This window comes from Nostoc sp. 'Peltigera membranacea cyanobiont' 210A, assembly GCF_002246015.1.
In the GTDB taxonomy this organism is placed as follows: domain Bacteria; phylum Cyanobacteriota; class Cyanobacteriia; order Cyanobacteriales; family Nostocaceae; genus Nostoc.
The window spans coordinates 368,537-386,060 of the sequence record NZ_NOLJ01000008.1; the positions used below are offsets into that span (position 1 = coordinate 368,537).

Below are 17,524 nucleotides of genomic sequence, written 5' to 3' on the forward strand. Positions count from 1 at the left end.
ATCCTCTCACACAATTTTAGATTGCGCTTTGGGGTTTAGTGTTGTCCTAAACAGATTAATGCGACATTTTACAGTTTAAATTTATCTTATCTTTGAATGGCCAGAAAAGGATGTAAATGCCTAGATGATAAGTTCTCAAAAGGTAGTATCAAGGATTAAAAATGTCAGAAAAATTGGATACAGAATCAGCAAACTCTGAAATGAAATAAAAATAGGAATAAATGTCAAAGCCTATAAGCTTGGTGCATCAGAATCTAAGATTAAGTCAAATGCCTGTTGAGTTTTTCCGGGTAACACGTATAACTACTGATTAAAAACGGTGTTATTTTGCTATGGTACTAGTTTATATGTAAGGTATTTTCACTTGCTCCCCGATCGCTTACACTTCATCCTTCAGTAAAAACTCTGTTATGTAGTGCTAAATGTAAAGGAAAGGAGAATGAACTATTAACATCTTAATGAGTACGAAGAAATACAGTTTTCAAAAGTCCATATTTTTGTTTTAATGTACAAGAAAAAAGTCCTCTAAAATTTCAGGAAATTTACTGTGTACAAGCCAACATCATTCGTGTTTAGTGTGGTGTTACTAGGATGTTTTACTTTCACCATACCTTCAGTAGCTCAGGCTCAGGTATTAGTGGCGCAAGCCAAAAACCCAGAGTTAAAGCAATTACTGGAGGAAGGACGGAGGTTAGTGAATGCCGGGGATTATGGTGGTGCGATCGCTGTTTATCAGCAAGCAGCTAGTATAGACCCCAAGAATGCTAAAATTCATTCAGGTATTGGGTATTTATACGCTCAACAGGGAAATTACCAAGCAGCATTAACAGCTTATCGTCGCGCGATCGGTATCAACCCTAACAATAGTGATTTTTACTACGCTGTGGGTTACATTAAAGCCAATTTGGGCGACACACGTGGGGCAAAGGAAGGTTATCGTCGTGCCATACAGTTGAACCGTAACAACGTCAACGCCTATTTAGGATTGGCTGTAACCCAATCCCGTATGGGAGACTATAATGCTGCTACCTGGGCATACCAACAAGCAATCGACTTGGATAAAAACAACGCCCAGACTTATGAGTTGATGGGTTCGATGTATAAACAGCGGCGACAAGCCAAACAAGCAAATAGCTTGCTTCAGAAAGCCCGTGACTTGTACAAACGGCGCAATGACTCAGATGGCGTAGAAAGGGTAGAAGCCATGCTACGGCAGTTAGGAGGATGAGGTTAATCTAACTGGCGTCCCGTTAATTCCACAAAAATATCTTCTAGATTAGAGGGACGCACCATCATGCCGGTTTTATCGGGCTGTTCATTCAAGTAGATATTTGCTGCTTCCAAGGATGGGAAAAACAGATATTCCCAATTACGAGCGCCATCACTTCCCACGTTAGATACACCTAATTGTTTCATCACTAAACCTTCACCGTGAGTAGAACGCAGCTGTTGTAAAGTTCCCAAAGAAATCAGCTTACCGCTATCCATAATACCGATGCGTCCTGGCTTGGTAGAACCAAAGGCATCGCACAAAAATTCGACCTCATCCATATAGTGGGTCGTCAGTAGCATCGTCATCCCTTGTTTATTTAAATCCCGAATAATTTCCCAGAGGCGTCGCCTAGTCTGGGGGTCTAATCCTACTGTTGGTTCATCTAAAAACAAAATTTGCGGTTGATGCAATAAGGCTCTCGCAATTTGCAACCGTCGTTTCATACCCCCAGACAGGGTTTTTACCAAATCATCACGTTTTTCTGCTAGCTCAACATACTCTAGCCATTGATTAATCAATTTTTGTCGCTGCGGGTTGCTAATGTGATGTAGCCTCCCGTGCAGTTCCATATTTTCCCAGACGGTTAAATCGTTATCCACACTGACTTGTTGCAAGACTACGCCAATACTCTGTTTTGCCAACGTTGCTTGGCTTGTCACATCATATCCACCTACTTCTATGCGTCCTTGGGACGGTTTCGTGAGTGTAGTCAGCATCCGAATTGTGGTTGATTTACCCGCACCGTTCGGGCCAAGTAGAGCAAATATCTCCCCTGCTTCAATTTGGAATGATAGGTCATTGACTACAGGTACATTGTTGTAAAACTTGTAGACATTTTCTAGAAAGACAGCAGCAGTCACGTCGCTTCGCTCCGAATTCAAAATTCAAAATTCAAAATTAACAAACTAATAAATTTTGGTCATGGATAAATTTGCTCACACCAGTTCATAATCAAGACTACCATTCTGTTACATCAAACTAAATATATTTTATTAACCCTTAGATAACTCAATCTTTACTTGTTGAGATAACAACGTGTGGTAAACACTTATCCTGTAATACTTTAGTTAAAGGTTGCTGTTATTTAGTATGGAATCTCATCACCCATTGAAGCTAAATCGGCGTCAGTTTTTGCTACATTCAGCTATCACAGCCGGTGGAATTATTTCCACAAATTTTGTCGCTAAATCACCAGTTTTTGGCGAAGCACCTGCAATTATCACCTCTGATAAAATGCGTCCTGGCATACCTTATGGTGTAGCTAGCGGAGATATATCTAACGATAGCATTGTGATTTGGAGTCGGAGCGATCGCCCTGCCAAAATGATCGTAGAATATTCTAACACTGAATCTTTTCGTAATGTGCAGCGAGTTGTGGGGCCTAATGCTTTAAAAGATAGCGACTTTACAGCACGACTTTATCTGAAGAATCTACCACCAGACCAAAAATTATTTTATCGGGTGATTTTCCAAGATTTAGATTATCAACGCACCTACAGCGCTCCTTTTTATGGTACTTTCCGAACTCCCCCCAAATCTGGACGAGATGTATTCTTTGTTTGGGGTGGCGACACTGCCGGTCAAGGATGGGGGATTAATCCTGATTTCGGTGGGATGAAAATTTACGAAACTATGCGCCAACTTCATCCCGATTTTTTCATCCATTCTGGCGATAATATTTATGCTGATGGCCCAATTCAATCAGAAGTAACTTTAGACGACGGCACAATTTGGAAAAACATTACCACACCAGAAAAATCAAAAGTAGCAGAAACTCTCACAGAATATCGTGGTAACTACATCTACAATTTGCTGGATGAAAACATCAAGCGTTTCAACGCTGAAGTTCCCATATTGGCACAGTGGGACGACCACGAAACAAGAAACAATTGGTATCCTGGGCAAATTATCCTCAACGATGACCGTTATACAGTTAAGGATGTTAACTTGCTAGCTCAAAGGGCAAGACAAGCCTTTTTAGAATATCTGCCTATTGGATATGAAAGCAATAATCCAGAGAAAGCGAAAATTTATCGCTCTTTCAACTATGGCCCATTATTAGACATTTTCATGTTGGATGAGCGCACCTACCGGGGGCCAAATTCCCCCAATAATCAGCCAGTACCAAGTAAAGAAACAGACTTTTTGAGCAAAAAACAAGTGCAATGGTTGAAAAGGCAATTACTGTCATCAAAAGCAACATGGAAAGTGATTGCTAGTGATATGCCTTTGGGACTGCTAGTTAAAGACGGTAGCACCAATTTTGAAGCTTGGGCAAATGGAGATGGCCCAGCTTTAGGAAGAGAATTAGAACTTGCCGATTTACTACGATTTATCAAAAACAAAAATATCCAGAATGTTGTTTGGTTAACTGCTGATGTACATTATGCAGCAGCCCACTATTACAACCCCGCTAAAGCGCAGTTTACCGACTTTAAGCCTTTTTGGGAGTTTGTCGCCGGGCCGCTTAACTCTGGTACATTTGGGCCAAACGAATTAGAAAATACCTTCGGACCGCAATTAGTATTTCAAAGCCTTCCTCCAGGTACAAAAGCAAATCGACCGCCAAGTGAAGGTTTGCAATTCTTTGGAGGAGTTAAAATTGATGGAAATACAAAGGTGATGACGGTAACATTGCGTAACTTGGCTGGGAAGACTGTTTACAGTGTAGATTTACCGCCAGAAAAATAAATCGCCAAAATCACAGTGAGGGGTAGCCAGTTAGATAGAGTAATTACGCAATTTTTTACTTTGTCTGCTGGCTTTGCTGTTTTTTGGCTGGGATATTGAAGGATGAAAAAATTGTGCGATGCCTGGGTTGGGCTTTGCCTACGCTACTGTTAGGAGCTAAATTTAGATAGGTACTGGATTTTTTAATTGCTATGTTGGCAAGCTACATTGACCAAGCAATGGAACTAGCGGTTTATGAGATCATTGAAAATGAGCAAACTTATTGGGGTGAAATTCCAAGCTTACAAGGAGTCTGGGCAAATCATCAAACTCTAGAAGGATGTAGGCGGGAATTAAGAGAAGCTTTAAGTGATTGGCTGGCGCTACGGTTACATTTGGGGTTAACGATTCCTGTAATTGCTGGTATCAACCTCAATGAACTGACCAAACCTGTATAAATAATGTCTAGATTAACCCCTGTTTCTTGGCGTGATTTAGTAAAACGTCTGCAAGAGTTGGGTTTTGAAGGCCCCTATGCAGGAGGAAAGCACCCACAAATGCGGCGAGGTGATGTTACTGTAATTATTACTAATCCTCATGAGGGTGATATTAGTGTGGGTCTATTATCGCGGCTATTACGACAAGCTGGAGTTTCTCGTGAAGAATGGTTAGGTGAGTGAAGTTTTAAAGGTGTATTAAATAAACTCTGCGATTTGCACCCTAAGTTGCTATCAAAAGTATTAGGAATATAATTTTAGCATTTTTGGAGTTGGTCATGCTTAAGCAACTCATCTTAGAAAACTGGAAAAGTTTCCGTTATGCGGAGCTTCCACTTGACCCATTGACTGTTCTGATTGGGACAAATGCGAGTGGTAAGTCTAATATAGTTGAAGCGTTAGAATTTTTACAAAGAATTGCTAGAGGTGAAAATATTGAAGTAGCTTTAGCTGGAGATAAAACACTTCCATCTATTCGCGGTGGTGTAGAATGGGCTGCAATTAAGCCAGAAACTGAATTTACATTAAAGGCGCTGGTTCAAGGTGAGGATGATAAAACAGATTATTTTTACACTATTACACTACAAACAATACCAGTTGTTCGGATTTTAAAAGAATGCATAAATATTGATGAATATCACAATAAAAATTCTCCCAATCAAAAGTTATTTATTATAAATGTGGATGATAAAACAGCTAAAAGCCATTTGAGTAATTATGGTGGATTTAGTGTTGATATTTCTCCTTTATTTGAAGATATTTCTTTCAAAGAATTTAATGAGGTAATCAAAGAAGAAACTAAACAAAAAATTAGATATGAAATTAGGCAAAAAATGGAATTTGCTCAGAATAATCTAGATTTTTTAATTAATCATGTAATTTTGCCGATCATTAAAAACATTTTGATTTTAAATCCTATTCCCTCCAAAATGCGTGATTATTCACGACTTTCTGACACCTTAGAAGGTGATGCATCTAACATTGCTGGTGTGTTAGCAGGATTAACCGAAGAACAAAAAGCTGAAGTTGAATTAACTCTATCTGAATACATCAAAGATTTTCCAGAAGGCGATATTCAAAAAGTATGGGCAGAAAAAGTTGGTAGATTCGGCACTGATGCTATGCTTTACTGTCAAGAAGAATGGAAACCTGGTCATATCACAGAGATTGATGCTAGAACTATGTCCGATGGGACTTTACAATTTATAGCAATTATTACAGCACTCCTCACTAGACCAGAAGGCAGTCAACTAGTAATTGAAGAAATAGATAATGGGCTTCATCCCTCACGTGCAGAATTGCTAGTCAGAATACTACGGGAAATTGGCAGCAAAAGAAAAATTGATATTTTACTAACTACCCATAATCCAGCTTTACTTGATGCTTTAGGCCCGGAGATAGTTCCTTTTGTGGTTGTCGCACACCGCGATTCTGAAACTGGAGAAAGCAAGCTTACACTTTTAGAAGATATTGAAAATCTTCCTCTTTTGTTAGCATCAGGTACTTTAGGCAAACTTGCAACTAAAGGTGCAATTGAAAAGAGCCTTTCTGATAATAAGTGAAATTAAATATGAGAAAGGTTTTGATTATTGACACATCAATACTTTGCGTTTACTTAGGTGTACCTGGTAAAGAGACTTGTGGTTCTGATAATGATAAATGGGATAAAAAAAGAGTTGAAGCCCGTTTTCAGGCAGAAGAAAAACAAGGTGCAAAGTTTATACTACCAATAGCAACAATTATAGAAACTGGTAATCATATTGCACAAGCTAACTTTAAGCGATATGAAATTGCTCAAGCTTTCGGTAATATTTTAGTGAAAGTAGCAGATGGAGTTATACCTTGGGGAGTTTTTGAAACTCAAGTGGGTGAACTTTGGAACTCAGAGCAATTGAAACAACTTGCTACTGAATGGCCTATTCTAGCATCTGGCAAAATTTCTATTGGAGATGCGACAATTAAGACTGTGGCTGAATATTATGCCAAAACCAGTAGCACTTTTCAAGTAGAAATTTTTACGGGCGATGGGGGACTCAAGGCTTATGAACCAGCTATCCCAGCACCTACACGCCGAAGTACTCGCAAAAAAGCCTTGAGCGATTAGTATTTACCCAAAATAGAGATATTTTTAACTAACTTGTCAGGAATTAAGTTCGACAGGAATTGTAATAATAAATTCAGTTCCTTCTTTTACAGTAGATATACATTGCAGCTGACCACAATGTTTTTCTACAACAATTTGATAGCTGATAGATAGCCCTAACCCAGTGCCTTTACCGACGGGTTTAGTGGTGAAGAAAGGGTCAAACAATCGCTTTTGTATATCCTTGGGAATTCCACTACCATTATCGGCAATGCGAATAACTACTTGCCGATCATCTGTGACTTCAGTACGAATACGAATTAAAGGTGATTTTAGATTTGAATCAGCTGACTCAAAACTTTCGAGTATCGCATCAATCGCATTTGATAGAATATTCATAAAGACTTGATTGATTAACCCAGCATAGCATTCTACTAGAGGGAGATTTCCATATTCTTTATCAATAGTAATTATCTGACCTGTTTCTTGATTTAGAAGACGGCTTTGTAATATTATTAGAGTACTATCAATCCCTTCATGAATATCAACTATCTTTTTATCAGATTCATCGAGGCGAGAAAAATTGCGTAATGAAAGAACTATCTCTTGGATACGCTCAGTACCAAACTTCATAGAATCAAGAAGCTTGAGGTAATCAACAGTTAAAAATTCTAGTTCCATTTCTGCGATCGCAGCTTTAATTTCTGCTACTGGTGCAGGATAATGGTGTTGGTATAGGCTAATTAATTGTAGTAAATCTTGAGTGTAGTTAATCGCATAAACAAGGTTGCCAGCGATAAAGTTGACAGGGTTATTGATTTCGTGTGCAATACCAGCAACGAGTTGTCCTAAAGCCGCCATCTTTTCATTTTGAATTAATCGCGCATAGTTATTCTTAAGGGTACGAAAACCTACTTTGGTGATTCTAGATTGTTCTTGTGCTTGCTCTAGTTGAGCTAATGTTAAAATATGAATTTGGGAATAAGCTAAAAGTAAATGATGGAAATCGAGTAGCTTATAACTACCTAATTGAGTTTCTATTAAAATCGGCTCATATACAAATTGAGGTTCTCGCTGCAATGCTATCTTATTTGCTTCTACAATGAGCGTATCCTCAGAAATTATACACACATCTGGCTGAATAAAATTAATCAGATTTATCGCAGGTCGTTTAGAAAATAGTGGGAAACTATAAGGACGACTCATGTGTTCAAAAAATCTTTGTCGAGAAATCATCCCCAGATAGTCATGATTTTTCACCAGGATAATTCCTGGTAGTAAAGGCTCTTGCTTAAAGAGTGTATTCAAATTATTTGCTGGACTATCTGCTTCGACGTAAACAGACCAAAGTGGTAATTCTTGCAAAGTAGATTCTAATCGCAAGTTCAGATTATTAGCATTCGTCATGGTATGTATAGATAACATACTTTAAATCCTTAACCTTGAGTTAACATTTCTGATAACACCCCGAATCAGCTTTGCGATAATTGCAAAGTTAATCAAACTTATATTTCCCTGATTACTGCTGAAAATCACAGTTATGCTGCAAAACTGCTGATGTTAGCGCATCCGATTATTTTCTCTACTGGACAATTGATACTAATTAAAATCCTCTGTTACCTATTCGCTAACCTTGTGACGTTATAATTCTTGTTTATTTAAAATATTTAAAATTATTTTGGGATACGCTCTTACCAATGGTTAATAAAGAACTTAAACCTCAGTTATAAGCAACACTAAAACTGCATCAATGGCAGTAAACGACATTCCTCCTGAAGTGAAGAGAAAGTAATTAAAAAAAGTTTTGGAAATTTGATTATGTCTCAGACTGCTGCTCACGGTTGCAGGCTACTGTTTAGAGAAGCAAAGTATTTCCTTGTATAATCAACGACAAATGACTACCCTTTATGGGTAGTCATTTGATATCACTTAGCTAGCTAAAATGAAATTGGTACATTTTTAAATGCGGCTGTATCTGGCACAAAAATGTCCAAATTATTGATACCATCGGGAACTCTTAGCCAGATATAAGCATCTGCGGAGGCTTGTGGACGTACCTGGAACAAAGAAACGCTTCCTGTTGAGCGATTAAGAGCAACTCCTTTGTAGGTTACGCTAGTGTCAGGATTGCGGGCTGTTGTACTAGCAACCGATATAATATCGCTACCAACAACTCCGTCTGTGGCAAGGCGACGAATCCGCATTTGCAGATTTACCACATCACGGTTTCCAGTTTCTGGATCTTTAATTCGTTTTGCTGAAAGTAACTCAACTTCTGCCTTTTTGCCAAAAGCAGGCTGCACAAATTGACCAGGGCTAATTGCTGAAGTTGTAGCACTCGCTGGAGATGGTGATACTGTTGCTTGTGGAGAAATTGTAGCTGTAGGACTTGGGACTTGAGTAGGAATGGTACTACTGGCTGTACTAGTAGCATTTAGTGTCTGCCGCAACGTAAAAACTTCATAAGCTACATAGCCGCTACATCCCAAAGCCAAAGTAGAGAGTAATACAGCTACACCAGATAAAAATGTACTCACACCATTGCCTCGATTTCGTATTTCTGTATATGCAGGTTGACTTGGGTTTCTATTTTGTAGTCCCATAAATTATGTTTGTGCGTAGGCGCAGCCCGTCGTAGACATCGCCTATGTATGAAATATGTGAACATCTTCCCTATACTAATTAAGTAACTTTACTGAGCCAATTCTTCTCTCTCCGGAAAGAAGTTGTTCGCAAGGTAAAAATATCTGTCTTTGGGATAAGGAAAATTGGTGAGACTTAAGATTTTAAATCAACCACTAGGTGTTTTGTTAATATTTTTGACTAGCCAGATAGGATTTACTTCTAGAGTTGCAAAAGCACAAACCCCAGTTGCACCAACAACTACCACAAAATCAATTTGCTCTAGCCAACTGGGAACAGCGATAGATGCTGTAATCAATCGTCCCTTATTTAGTCGAGGGCGCTGGGGAATTTTGATACAACCTCTGTCAACGGGGCCAACTCTTTACAGTCGAGATGCTCAAAAATATTTTACTCCTGCGTCTAACCTCAAATTGCTGACAACAGCAGCAGCGTTGCAGGAATTGGGCGCTAATTTTCGGATTCGCACCTCTATTTATCAGAATGGCAATGGTGTTTTACGTGTTGTCGGCAGGGGAGATCCTAGCTTAAGCGATACTGAACTGCAAAAATTGGCACAGCAGTTAAAACAGAAAGGTATTAATCAAATTCAGCAGTTGAGTGCTGATGATAGTTATATTCAAGGTGATATTGTTAACCCCACCTGGCAATGGGAAGATGTGCAGTCAAGTGATGGCGTACCAGTCAGCAGCTTTATTCTGAATAAAAATATTTTTAGCTTTAAACTTGTACCACAGGCTGTAGGCAAATCTTTGCAAGTGCTGTGGATTGATCCTAGTGAAGCAAAACAGTGGCGGATAATTAATCAGTCAATAACCGTCCCTCAAAATCAACCGAGCTACGTCAATGTCACCCGCGAATTATCAGGAACAGTATTACGAATTCAAGGACAACTGGCAACCAATTCTGAAGAATCTTTAATAGATTTGCCTGTAGTTGACCCTAATTATTACTTCTTACGACGTTTCCGTACTGCTTTAGCAACAAAAAAAATTACTTTGGGACAGACATTAGTAGTAAATGGTGGTGTGAATCAACAGGAAATAGCATTTGTAGAGTCGCCACCTTTAGCTGAATTATTAGCAGAAACTAATTTAAATAGTAATAATCTTTATGCTGAAGCATTGCTGAGAGCATTAGCTGTGAAAAAGACCAGACTGAAAAATCAGACTAGTGCTGATGTCGGTTTAGAAGTTGTCAAAGCAAGTTTAACTAAATTGGGGGTCGATCCAGCTAATTACATTTTGGTCGATGGTTCAGGTTTATCACGTCGTGACTTAGTGACACCAGAAGCTTTTGTCCAAACTCTGCGGGGAATGGCAAAAACCCCAACTGCATATATATATCGCGCATCTTTACCCGTGGCTGGTAAAAGTGGAACTCTGAAAGGCCGCTTTCAAAATACACCTGCTGAGGGCATTGTGCAAGCAAAAACAGGTACGTTAACGGGTGTAGTTTCTCTATCTGGATATATGAATGCGCCGAAATATGAGCCGCTAGTTTTTAGTATTATCGTCAATCAGTCGAATCAATCTGCAACAGTTGTACGACAGGCAATTGATGAGGTTGTTGTGTTGTTGACACAGTTGCAGCATTGTTAATATTATACTTTTGACTCATAACTTTTTTCATGCCATCCAAAATCTTACCACCGCCCCTAAAACCTGGAGACTTACTACGAGTAATTGCCCCTAGTGGCGCTTTGCGAGAATTTGAGGAATTTAAACAGAGTCTAGAAATTTGGCGATCGCGTGGCTACAAACTAGAAATCAGTCCCCAGATAGATGACAAATGGGGTTATCTAGCAGGAACAGATGAAACCCGTCGTCAACAGCTAGCAGCAGCATGGCAAGATCCTGATTGTCGTGGTATTCTCTGTGCCAGAGGTGGTTTTGGCAGCACCCGCATCTTAGAAAATTGGAATTGGCCAACCTCAGGGCTTCCCAAGTGGCTTATAGGCTTTTCTGATATCACAGCTTTATTATGGAGTCTTTATACAGCAGGAATTTCCGGCGTTCACGGCCCTGTAATGACAACTTTGGCAGATGAGTCAGATTGGTCAATTAAGCGATTATTTGATTGGGTAGAAGGTAGTTCTTTCACACCTCTCAAAGGTTGCGGTTGGGGTGGTGGTGTGGTTACTGGTACTTTATTACCAGGTAATCTGACGGTGGCTACTCACCTTTTGGGTACACCAATCTTGCCACATCTAGATGGTGTAATTCTGGCCTTCGAGGATGTTACCGAAGCACCTTATCGGATTGACAGGATGCTGACGCAGTGGCGTTTGAGTGGTGCTTTGTCTCAAGTCTGCGGTATTGCGTTGGGGGGTTTTACTCGTTGTGAAGCGCCACCAACTATATCTAGTTTTAGTGTAGAAGAAGTATTGCGCGATCGCTTAGGCGATTTGGGGATTCCCATTGTCTCCGATTTACCTTTTGGCCATGATAGTCCCAATGCAGCCTTACCAGTGGGTGTAGAGGTAACTTTAGATGGAGATGCAGGAATATTAGCGATCGCGCATCCCCATCTAAGTTAAAATCAGATCCGCTTCTAGTTAAACAGTCATAATCCACTCACAGAATAATGTTCTAAATGCTTTGGTAAATTCCAATTAATTTTCGGATCTGGCTGATGTTTTACTGGTTCAACATTTCCTCGCCAAGCAGCACCCATAATTTGCATAGTTTGGTAAATGATTGTATTCCAACCTTTTTCCTTTAAGTAGTCTAAACCTTGTGCTACATCAGGAGAAGTTAAATCATGGAACAAAATTAAAGCATCGTCCTCTGCCAATGGTTCACAAACAATCGTATCATTGAGCGGAGCAGGCGCTTCATGATCGCCATCAATGAAAATCAATGACCACTTGTGTTGTAATTCTTTAGCTAACTCTTCTACTCTTTGTGGGCTATAACCAGCTACTAAAGTTAATACTAAGACAAACTCGAATATCCAAATAAAGGTAATCGCCTCTAGTGTGGTACTGCGGCAATTAGAGCAGAGCATCGATTCAGGAATCAAAAACCTAACCCTCCAGACTCCTTACTTACCAGAGAAGTAGAGCAACACTTGCCTCTTGCAACCGGGGAAGGGTTGGAAAAGAGGATCTTCCAGGAACGCTAAATTGTTATTTTCAGCCAAGCTTAAAATAAATGCGATGCCATTATAAATAAAATCGAAAATAGCTTATAATACCCAAGTCATCCTCCTGATTATAAAACTTTGAGTTATTAATTATATGCCAAAACAATATGTACCTAATGCCTTTTTAAAAGTTGAAGATTCACAGTTATATGCAATTTTTGCTTGGAGTCAGCGAACCGCAGAAATTATTCCATCAAAATCATGGTTGACAATCCTGGAAATATTTATTCACGAACATTCATTAGAGACAGCTTACCAAATATTTCAAAAAATTAAATTAGAACCTATACCAGAGAAAGTTATTCAGGAGATCAAAAAATATGAGCAGCTTCTTCAAAACGCCCTAGTTTTTTTAGCAGATAGTAGCCTGACAATTTTTGGTAAAGGCTTTCGGAGTTTTATCGAAAAAGAAATGCAATATGAACTTGGTTTATTAAGTAGAGAAACTTACCAAGTATTGCCACAATTATTTTCCCAATATCAATTAGAAGATGACCTAGAATCTATTGAGAATATAGAAGACTTTCGTAAATTAGTAGAACATCTAGAAAGTCTTGGTTTACTATCCCCTGCTACAGGTTCGATAGATTGGGGTGATTTGAAAAAAACAGTTCCCATTTGTCAAGCATTTGGATTGACAAGAGGTACACCCGTCGATAGATACTACCTCAGCAAATTTCTGAAAGAAATTCAAACCCAAATTGGTGGCAATATCTTAGAAATAGGAGGAACACCAAAAGACAAAGATTTTTATCAAATTAATCCAGGCGCATCATATCAGATTCTCAACTTAGAAGCAGGCCCAGGAGTAGATATAGTTGGGGATGCTCACGATGTATCCGTTATTAAACCAGAATCTTTTGATTCAGTGATCATTTTTAACGTCTTAGAACATTGTTACGCCCCCTGGATAGTGGTGGAAAATATCCACACTTGGTTAAAACCTGGTGGAAAATGTTTTGCAATGGTACCAAGTGCGATTAGAGTTCATGCTACTCCCGTTGACTATTGGCGACCTTTACCTGATGCTTTCGCCTGGATGTTTAGAAACTTCTCACAACAGAAGTTGTATGTCTATGGCAACCCTACCAGTGTCATAGCTAGTTATCATGGAATAGCTGTAGAAGAACTAACATCTGAAGAACTAGATGCTTACCATCCAGATTATCCCGTCGCAACTTGTATTTTGGCTGAAAAGTAAATCTAAAAGTGTGAGGAGAAATTAAATTATTTATGAAAATTGCTCTCACAAAATTGTTACCGATACAATTAGCGAGATGATTGATAAAAACCAATATTATCGTCCACAAATTTTAGAAGATGTTCGAGAAAACTTTGATTTTAGCCGGATAATTTATCATTATAATGATATCATGCACGATTTTATGAACTTACACAGTTAAGGAGTAATTTTTCAGAGTGTTAATAACTTGGTTCTGTTCAACACAGCTTTATACTTTACTCCTCAATAATTAAAAATCCCTCTTTTGTTAGTGGGATTATTGTGCGAACAATTACGATGATGATTTAAAAATGGAAACTGTAGTTTTTGATTTCAATCATGAAGTGTCAATTATCCTCTGTACCTATAATCGGGCAAAATATCTAAACAATTGTATTGATAGTGTTATTGCTCAAAGTTTTAAAGATTGGGAACTGATTATAGTTGATGATGGCAGCCAAGATAATACTTTTGAAATTGTCAATTCTTATATTAAAAAATTTCAAAATATCCGGTATTTGAAACATCAAAATAGGAAGCTGTGGTATGCTAAAAATGTTGGAATACAGGCATCTTTCGGCAAATATCTAACATTCTTAGATAGCGATGATGCGTACAAAGTAAATCATCTGGATGCGCGAATTGAATATATGAGAGCTAATCCAGAAATTGATTTGATTGAAGGTGGATTCGCCACAGAAGAAGAGGTTTGGGTTGCAGATTATTTTCAAGCAGGTCAAAAAATTAATCTCCGAGAATGTGTTTTAGGCCCAACATTTTTTGGAAAGAGACAGGTATTTTTTGAGGTGAAAGGATTTAATAATATTGCATACGGAGAGGATACAGACTTTTGGTATCGGGCGGCAAAAATATTCAGAACTGAAAAAGTAACCGAACCCCAAACTTATATTTACACAAGAGCAGAAACTAGTATTACCAAAAGTGTTTTGGAGAATATTTCTTAATCTGATTAACTACCTGGCATGAAGATTATCCTTTTTCTATCTAAAATAAGCCATTATTCTCGCCGAGTCATCGCTTCTGTTTGGCAGATGTTACTTCTAGGGATTGTTCTAAGTTCGTTCCTAATATTTTTATCTGGTTGTCAGGGACTGGTACAGAAGGATGATGGAGTAATTCATTTAACCCTATGGCAAGCAATCAATCCCCCTGCTAATCGGGATGTGTTTGAAAAACTGGTAGATAAATTTAATCAGACTCATACTGATGTGCAGGTAGAATCTGTCTTTTTAGCTCAACCACACTTGCCAAAAATATTAACAGCTGTTGTGGGTAATGTGCCTCCAGATATCTTGGCATTCTATCCGCAAATTACAGGTCAGTTAGCAGATTTAAGGGCAATTATACCTTTAGAAGATTGGTTGAAAAAATTGCCCCTAAAGTCAGAAATCACCCCTAACCTACTTGAAGAATTGCAATTAGATAGTCATCTTTGGTCAGCGCCATTATATACAAGTAACATCGGTATTTTTTACAGACCTAAGCTTTTTGAAGCTGCGGGAATTACACAAACGCCCAAGACTTGGGAAGAATTGAGGGAAGTTGCCAAAAAATTAACCATAGACCGCAATGGCGACAACCGACCAGAACAGTACGGAATTCTACTGCCTTTAGGGAAGGGAGAATGGACTGTTTTTAGCTGGTTTCCTTTTTTATTGAGCGCTAGCGGAGAAGTACTGACAAATAATCGACCGAATTTAACGAATGCTGGAGCGCTGAAAGCTTTACAATTCTGGCAGCAGCTGTTGAAAGATGGTTCAGCAATGCTTTCTTCTCCAGAACGGGGTTATGAAGAGGATGCCTTTATAGCGGGTCGCGTTGCTATGCAAATTACGGGACCTTGGACTTATATCACGAAATCTAACGTTGATTACGACGCATTTCCCATACCTACAAATGTTGGTCAAGCTACGGTGACAGGTGGCGGAAATCTGTATGTGATGAAGACTACACCAGCCAGAGAGCAAGCTGCACTCAAGTTTTTAGAATATGTTTTGAGTGAAGAATTCCAAAAAGAATGGAGTATCGGTACCGGTTTTTTACCAGTTAATCTTAAAGCTGCACAAAGTGAAGCTTATCAGCAATTCCTCAACCAGAAATCTTGGTTAAAAGTGTTTATGGAACAAATTCCTCTGGCTGGCGCTCGACCGATTATTGCCGGATATAGCCGTCTTTCTGACAGTCTTGGTCGAGCTATCGAGGCTACATTGCTGGGTGAATCTCCCGACAAAGCTCTCAAAATAGCACAAGAGCGTTTAGAAACTATTTGGGATAACAATTAAATGGGACTGGGTAACTTGTGGTATCCTTTGAGGTGCAGTGGCTTGAGTATATAATTAACTATTAGTATTGGTAAGAATTCCTACAAGCACTCGCACTAATTCTTCCAAACCTTCTGGAACGCGATAAAGTTTAATATCTTGCATGACCCGTTTATCTTGCCGATAAAATATTCCAAATCGCCAATCTTCTCCATTTGTTACAGCACCGTACAAAGTTGGTGTTTGCGAATCTGTCCATTGGTCGAGTGCTATCAATTCAATTGCAAGTTGAGTGAATCCCCGGCTTAAATCAGATTGCTTGGCTTCGACTACTAACAAGGAATTGGAAGATGAAATATAGTAATCAAAACTTCCTTTGAGTTGTTCGCTAACATTAATGGGGTACTCAATGTTTAGTTGAGTTTGCGTTTGGTCGCAAATTTCCAACAAAATAGGAGCAATTAAAACTTCACGTTTTGCAGCTTCACTGATAGGATTTACGCGCATGATATTACGCCGTAAATAACGCTGTAAAAATTCTAAATAGTCAATTACACCTGAATATTGTGGTAGTTGTAGCAATGCGCGCTCGTAACTACATCCCAGTTCTGCCAAGATATCTGCTGGAGCATAAGGTAATTCAAAATACTTACTAAATGTATAACTTTGACCGGGTTGGAGAATGCGCGGGCGAGTCATAAATATTAAGGTTATAGAATATATCGACAAAAGTCAGGTAGAAATTTCAGTTTTGGGATGTAAATTTCTTTTTAATGTACACAAACCAATTGCTGGTATGGCTCCTAAAATCGCTGCTGTAAGTGCTTGTCCACTCCAATATAGTATGGGAGTACGGTAGGTTTCTGGAATCAAATTTTGCATAATAAAAAGCAACCAAACCAAAATAGCGATCCAGAAGAAAGAGATTGAGGGTACAAAATTCCACCACCAAATACCTGCTGTATATCGCCTCAACACCAGCCATTGGCAAATCCCTAGCCAAATTCCAGAAATTATATATGCGATCGCAGACAAAAATCCCAAAATAAAAGTATCTTCAGAAGATGATGAGGCAATGGTTGAAATGTAGTTAATCCAGGCTGTAGAAACGCCGTTGGCAATCAGCCAACCAACGCTAGTAGCAAATAGCCACTGCCAACCTGGTAAATACCGATAAAGGGCAAGGCTCTGGTCAGCAGCAAAAATTATGGCAAATATAACATTACTGAGACTTCTCACCAAAATGCTCAATGTTTGTGGTTGGATAGCAACGCTAGGTGAGAGACTTTGGAGAATAATTTTCTCTAAGGCGATACTGGCAACACCACCGACAACCCATCCGATGAGCGTCATTAAGGTAAACTGAATAAAGAACCTCTGTCGCTGCGATCGCGGAATCAAAAACTTTCCTGGATGAGGCTCGTTATTAGTAGATGCAACACGATCGGGACTGTTAGAGTCAGTTTGCATAAGAAGTTAGGGAGTGAGGGAATAGGGAGATCGCGGAGATAGGGGAGCAGGGTGAGAATTAACTAATGCCCTGTTTGCCCAATTCTCAATTAAATATTGATTCTTGTTTTACTCTATTTCTCAATCACCAGTCCCTATTTTCCATTCCCCACTCGCCACTTCCTCAAGGTGAGAATATTATGTCAATAATAACAGTCTATTCGCAATAGAATCTCATTAACCTATTCTTCTTGCTAA

The 17,524-nt window shown here is 39.0% G+C and carries 17 protein-coding genes; 11 read left to right on the top strand and 6 right to left on the bottom strand.

Annotation, left to right across the window (positions count from 1 at the left end):
- Positions 1–547 precede the first annotated feature (547 nt).
- A complete protein-coding gene (locus CDG76_RS25915; RefSeq protein WP_094351751.1) occupies positions 548–1,228 on the top strand; it encodes a tetratricopeptide repeat protein in 681 nt (226 codons plus the stop codon).
- A gap of 2 nt (positions 1,229–1,230) precedes the next feature.
- On the opposite strand, the gene CDG76_RS25920 is transcribed toward CDG76_RS25915, so the two are convergent.
- A complete protein-coding gene (locus CDG76_RS25920; protein WP_094351752.1) occupies positions 1,231–2,133 on the bottom strand; it encodes an ABC transporter ATP-binding protein in 903 nt (300 codons plus the stop codon).
- Positions 2,134–2,362: 229 nt separating this feature from the next.
- Between CDG76_RS25920 and CDG76_RS25925 the strand changes: the two genes are divergently transcribed.
- From CDG76_RS25925 to CDG76_RS25945, 5 genes are all read left to right on the top strand, one after another.
- Entirely contained in the window at positions 2,363–3,964 is a 1,602-nt protein-coding gene (locus CDG76_RS25925; protein ID WP_094351753.1) for an alkaline phosphatase D family protein, read from the top strand.
- Positions 3,965–4,155: 191 nt separating this feature from the next.
- Entirely contained in the window at positions 4,156–4,401 is a 246-nt protein-coding gene (locus tag CDG76_RS25930) for a type II toxin-antitoxin system HicB family antitoxin (RefSeq protein ID WP_094351754.1), read from the top strand.
- Positions 4,402–4,404: 3 nt separating this feature from the next.
- Positions 4,405–4,623: a type II toxin-antitoxin system HicA family toxin gene (locus CDG76_RS25935; RefSeq protein ID WP_094351755.1), complete on the top strand. Its 219-nt coding sequence runs from the start codon at positions 4,405–4,407 to the stop codon at positions 4,621–4,623.
- Positions 4,624–4,718: 95 nt separating this feature from the next.
- Positions 4,719–6,002, top strand: a complete 1,284-nt coding sequence (locus tag CDG76_RS25940) for an AAA family ATPase (protein ID WP_094351756.1) — start codon at positions 4,719–4,721, stop codon at positions 6,000–6,002.
- 8 nt (positions 6,003–6,010) lie between these two features.
- The gene (locus tag CDG76_RS25945; protein WP_094351757.1) at positions 6,011–6,544 is read left to right on the top strand and encodes a hypothetical protein; all 534 of its coding nucleotides are present in this window, start codon (positions 6,011–6,013) and stop codon (positions 6,542–6,544) included.
- Between the two features lie 36 nt (positions 6,545–6,580).
- On the opposite strand, the gene CDG76_RS25950 is transcribed toward CDG76_RS25945, so the two are convergent.
- Both CDG76_RS25950 and CDG76_RS25955 read right to left on the bottom strand, forming a co-directional pair.
- Entirely contained in the window at positions 6,581–7,948 is a 1,368-nt protein-coding gene (locus CDG76_RS25950; RefSeq protein ID WP_094351758.1) for an ATP-binding protein, read from the bottom strand.
- A 512-nt stretch (positions 7,949–8,460) separates the two neighbouring features.
- The gene (locus CDG76_RS25955; RefSeq protein ID WP_094351826.1) at positions 8,461–9,060 is read right to left on the bottom strand and encodes a hypothetical protein; all 600 of its coding nucleotides are present in this window, start codon (positions 9,058–9,060) and stop codon (positions 8,461–8,463) included.
- 234 nt (positions 9,061–9,294) lie between these two features.
- Here CDG76_RS25955 and dacB point away from each other — a divergent pair, with 234 nt between their 5' ends.
- Together dacB and CDG76_RS25965 are read left to right on the top strand one after the other, a co-directional pair.
- A complete protein-coding gene (gene dacB / locus CDG76_RS25960; protein ID WP_223265386.1) occupies positions 9,295–10,767 on the top strand; it encodes a D-alanyl-D-alanine carboxypeptidase/D-alanyl-D-alanine endopeptidase in 1,473 nt (490 codons plus the stop codon).
- A 29-nt stretch (positions 10,768–10,796) separates the two neighbouring features.
- Positions 10,797–11,705, top strand: a complete 909-nt coding sequence (locus CDG76_RS25965; protein WP_094351759.1) for a S66 peptidase family protein — start codon at positions 10,797–10,799, stop codon at positions 11,703–11,705.
- A 26-nt stretch (positions 11,706–11,731) separates the two neighbouring features.
- Here the strand turns inward: CDG76_RS25965 and CDG76_RS25970 are convergent, their stop codons facing one another.
- On the bottom strand, positions 11,732–12,190 hold the full coding sequence (locus CDG76_RS25970) for a class I SAM-dependent methyltransferase (protein ID WP_223265387.1): 459 nt from the start codon (positions 12,188–12,190) through the stop codon (positions 11,732–11,734).
- 217 nt (positions 12,191–12,407) lie between these two features.
- On the opposite strand from CDG76_RS25970, the gene CDG76_RS25975 reads away from it, so the two are divergent.
- The 3 genes from CDG76_RS25975 (at position 12,408) to CDG76_RS25985 (ending at position 15,838) form a co-directional block, all read left to right on the top strand.
- Positions 12,408–13,514 (top strand): methyltransferase domain-containing protein, encoded by a 1,107-nt coding sequence (locus tag CDG76_RS25975; RefSeq protein WP_094351761.1) that lies wholly within the window; start codon positions 12,408–12,410, stop codon positions 13,512–13,514.
- A 332-nt stretch (positions 13,515–13,846) separates the two neighbouring features.
- Positions 13,847–14,500, top strand: coding sequence for a glycosyltransferase family 2 protein (locus CDG76_RS25980; protein ID WP_094351762.1), 654 nt, complete (start codon positions 13,847–13,849; stop codon positions 14,498–14,500).
- Positions 14,501–14,518: 18 nt separating this feature from the next.
- Positions 14,519–15,838 carry an ABC transporter substrate-binding protein gene (locus tag CDG76_RS25985; RefSeq protein ID WP_094351763.1) on the top strand — a complete coding sequence of 440 codons (1,320 nt, stop codon included), beginning with the start codon at positions 14,519–14,521 and terminating at the stop codon, positions 15,836–15,838.
- Positions 15,839–15,892: 54 nt separating this feature from the next.
- On the opposite strand, the gene CDG76_RS25990 is transcribed toward CDG76_RS25985, so the two are convergent.
- Both CDG76_RS25990 and CDG76_RS25995 read right to left on the bottom strand, forming a co-directional pair.
- Entirely contained in the window at positions 15,893–16,516 is a 624-nt protein-coding gene (locus tag CDG76_RS25990; RefSeq protein ID WP_094351764.1) for a hypothetical protein, read from the bottom strand.
- Positions 16,517–16,549: 33 nt separating this feature from the next.
- Entirely contained in the window at positions 16,550–17,287 is a 738-nt protein-coding gene (locus CDG76_RS25995; RefSeq protein ID WP_094351765.1) for a hypothetical protein, read from the bottom strand.
- Positions 17,288–17,524: the final 237 nt, after the last annotated feature.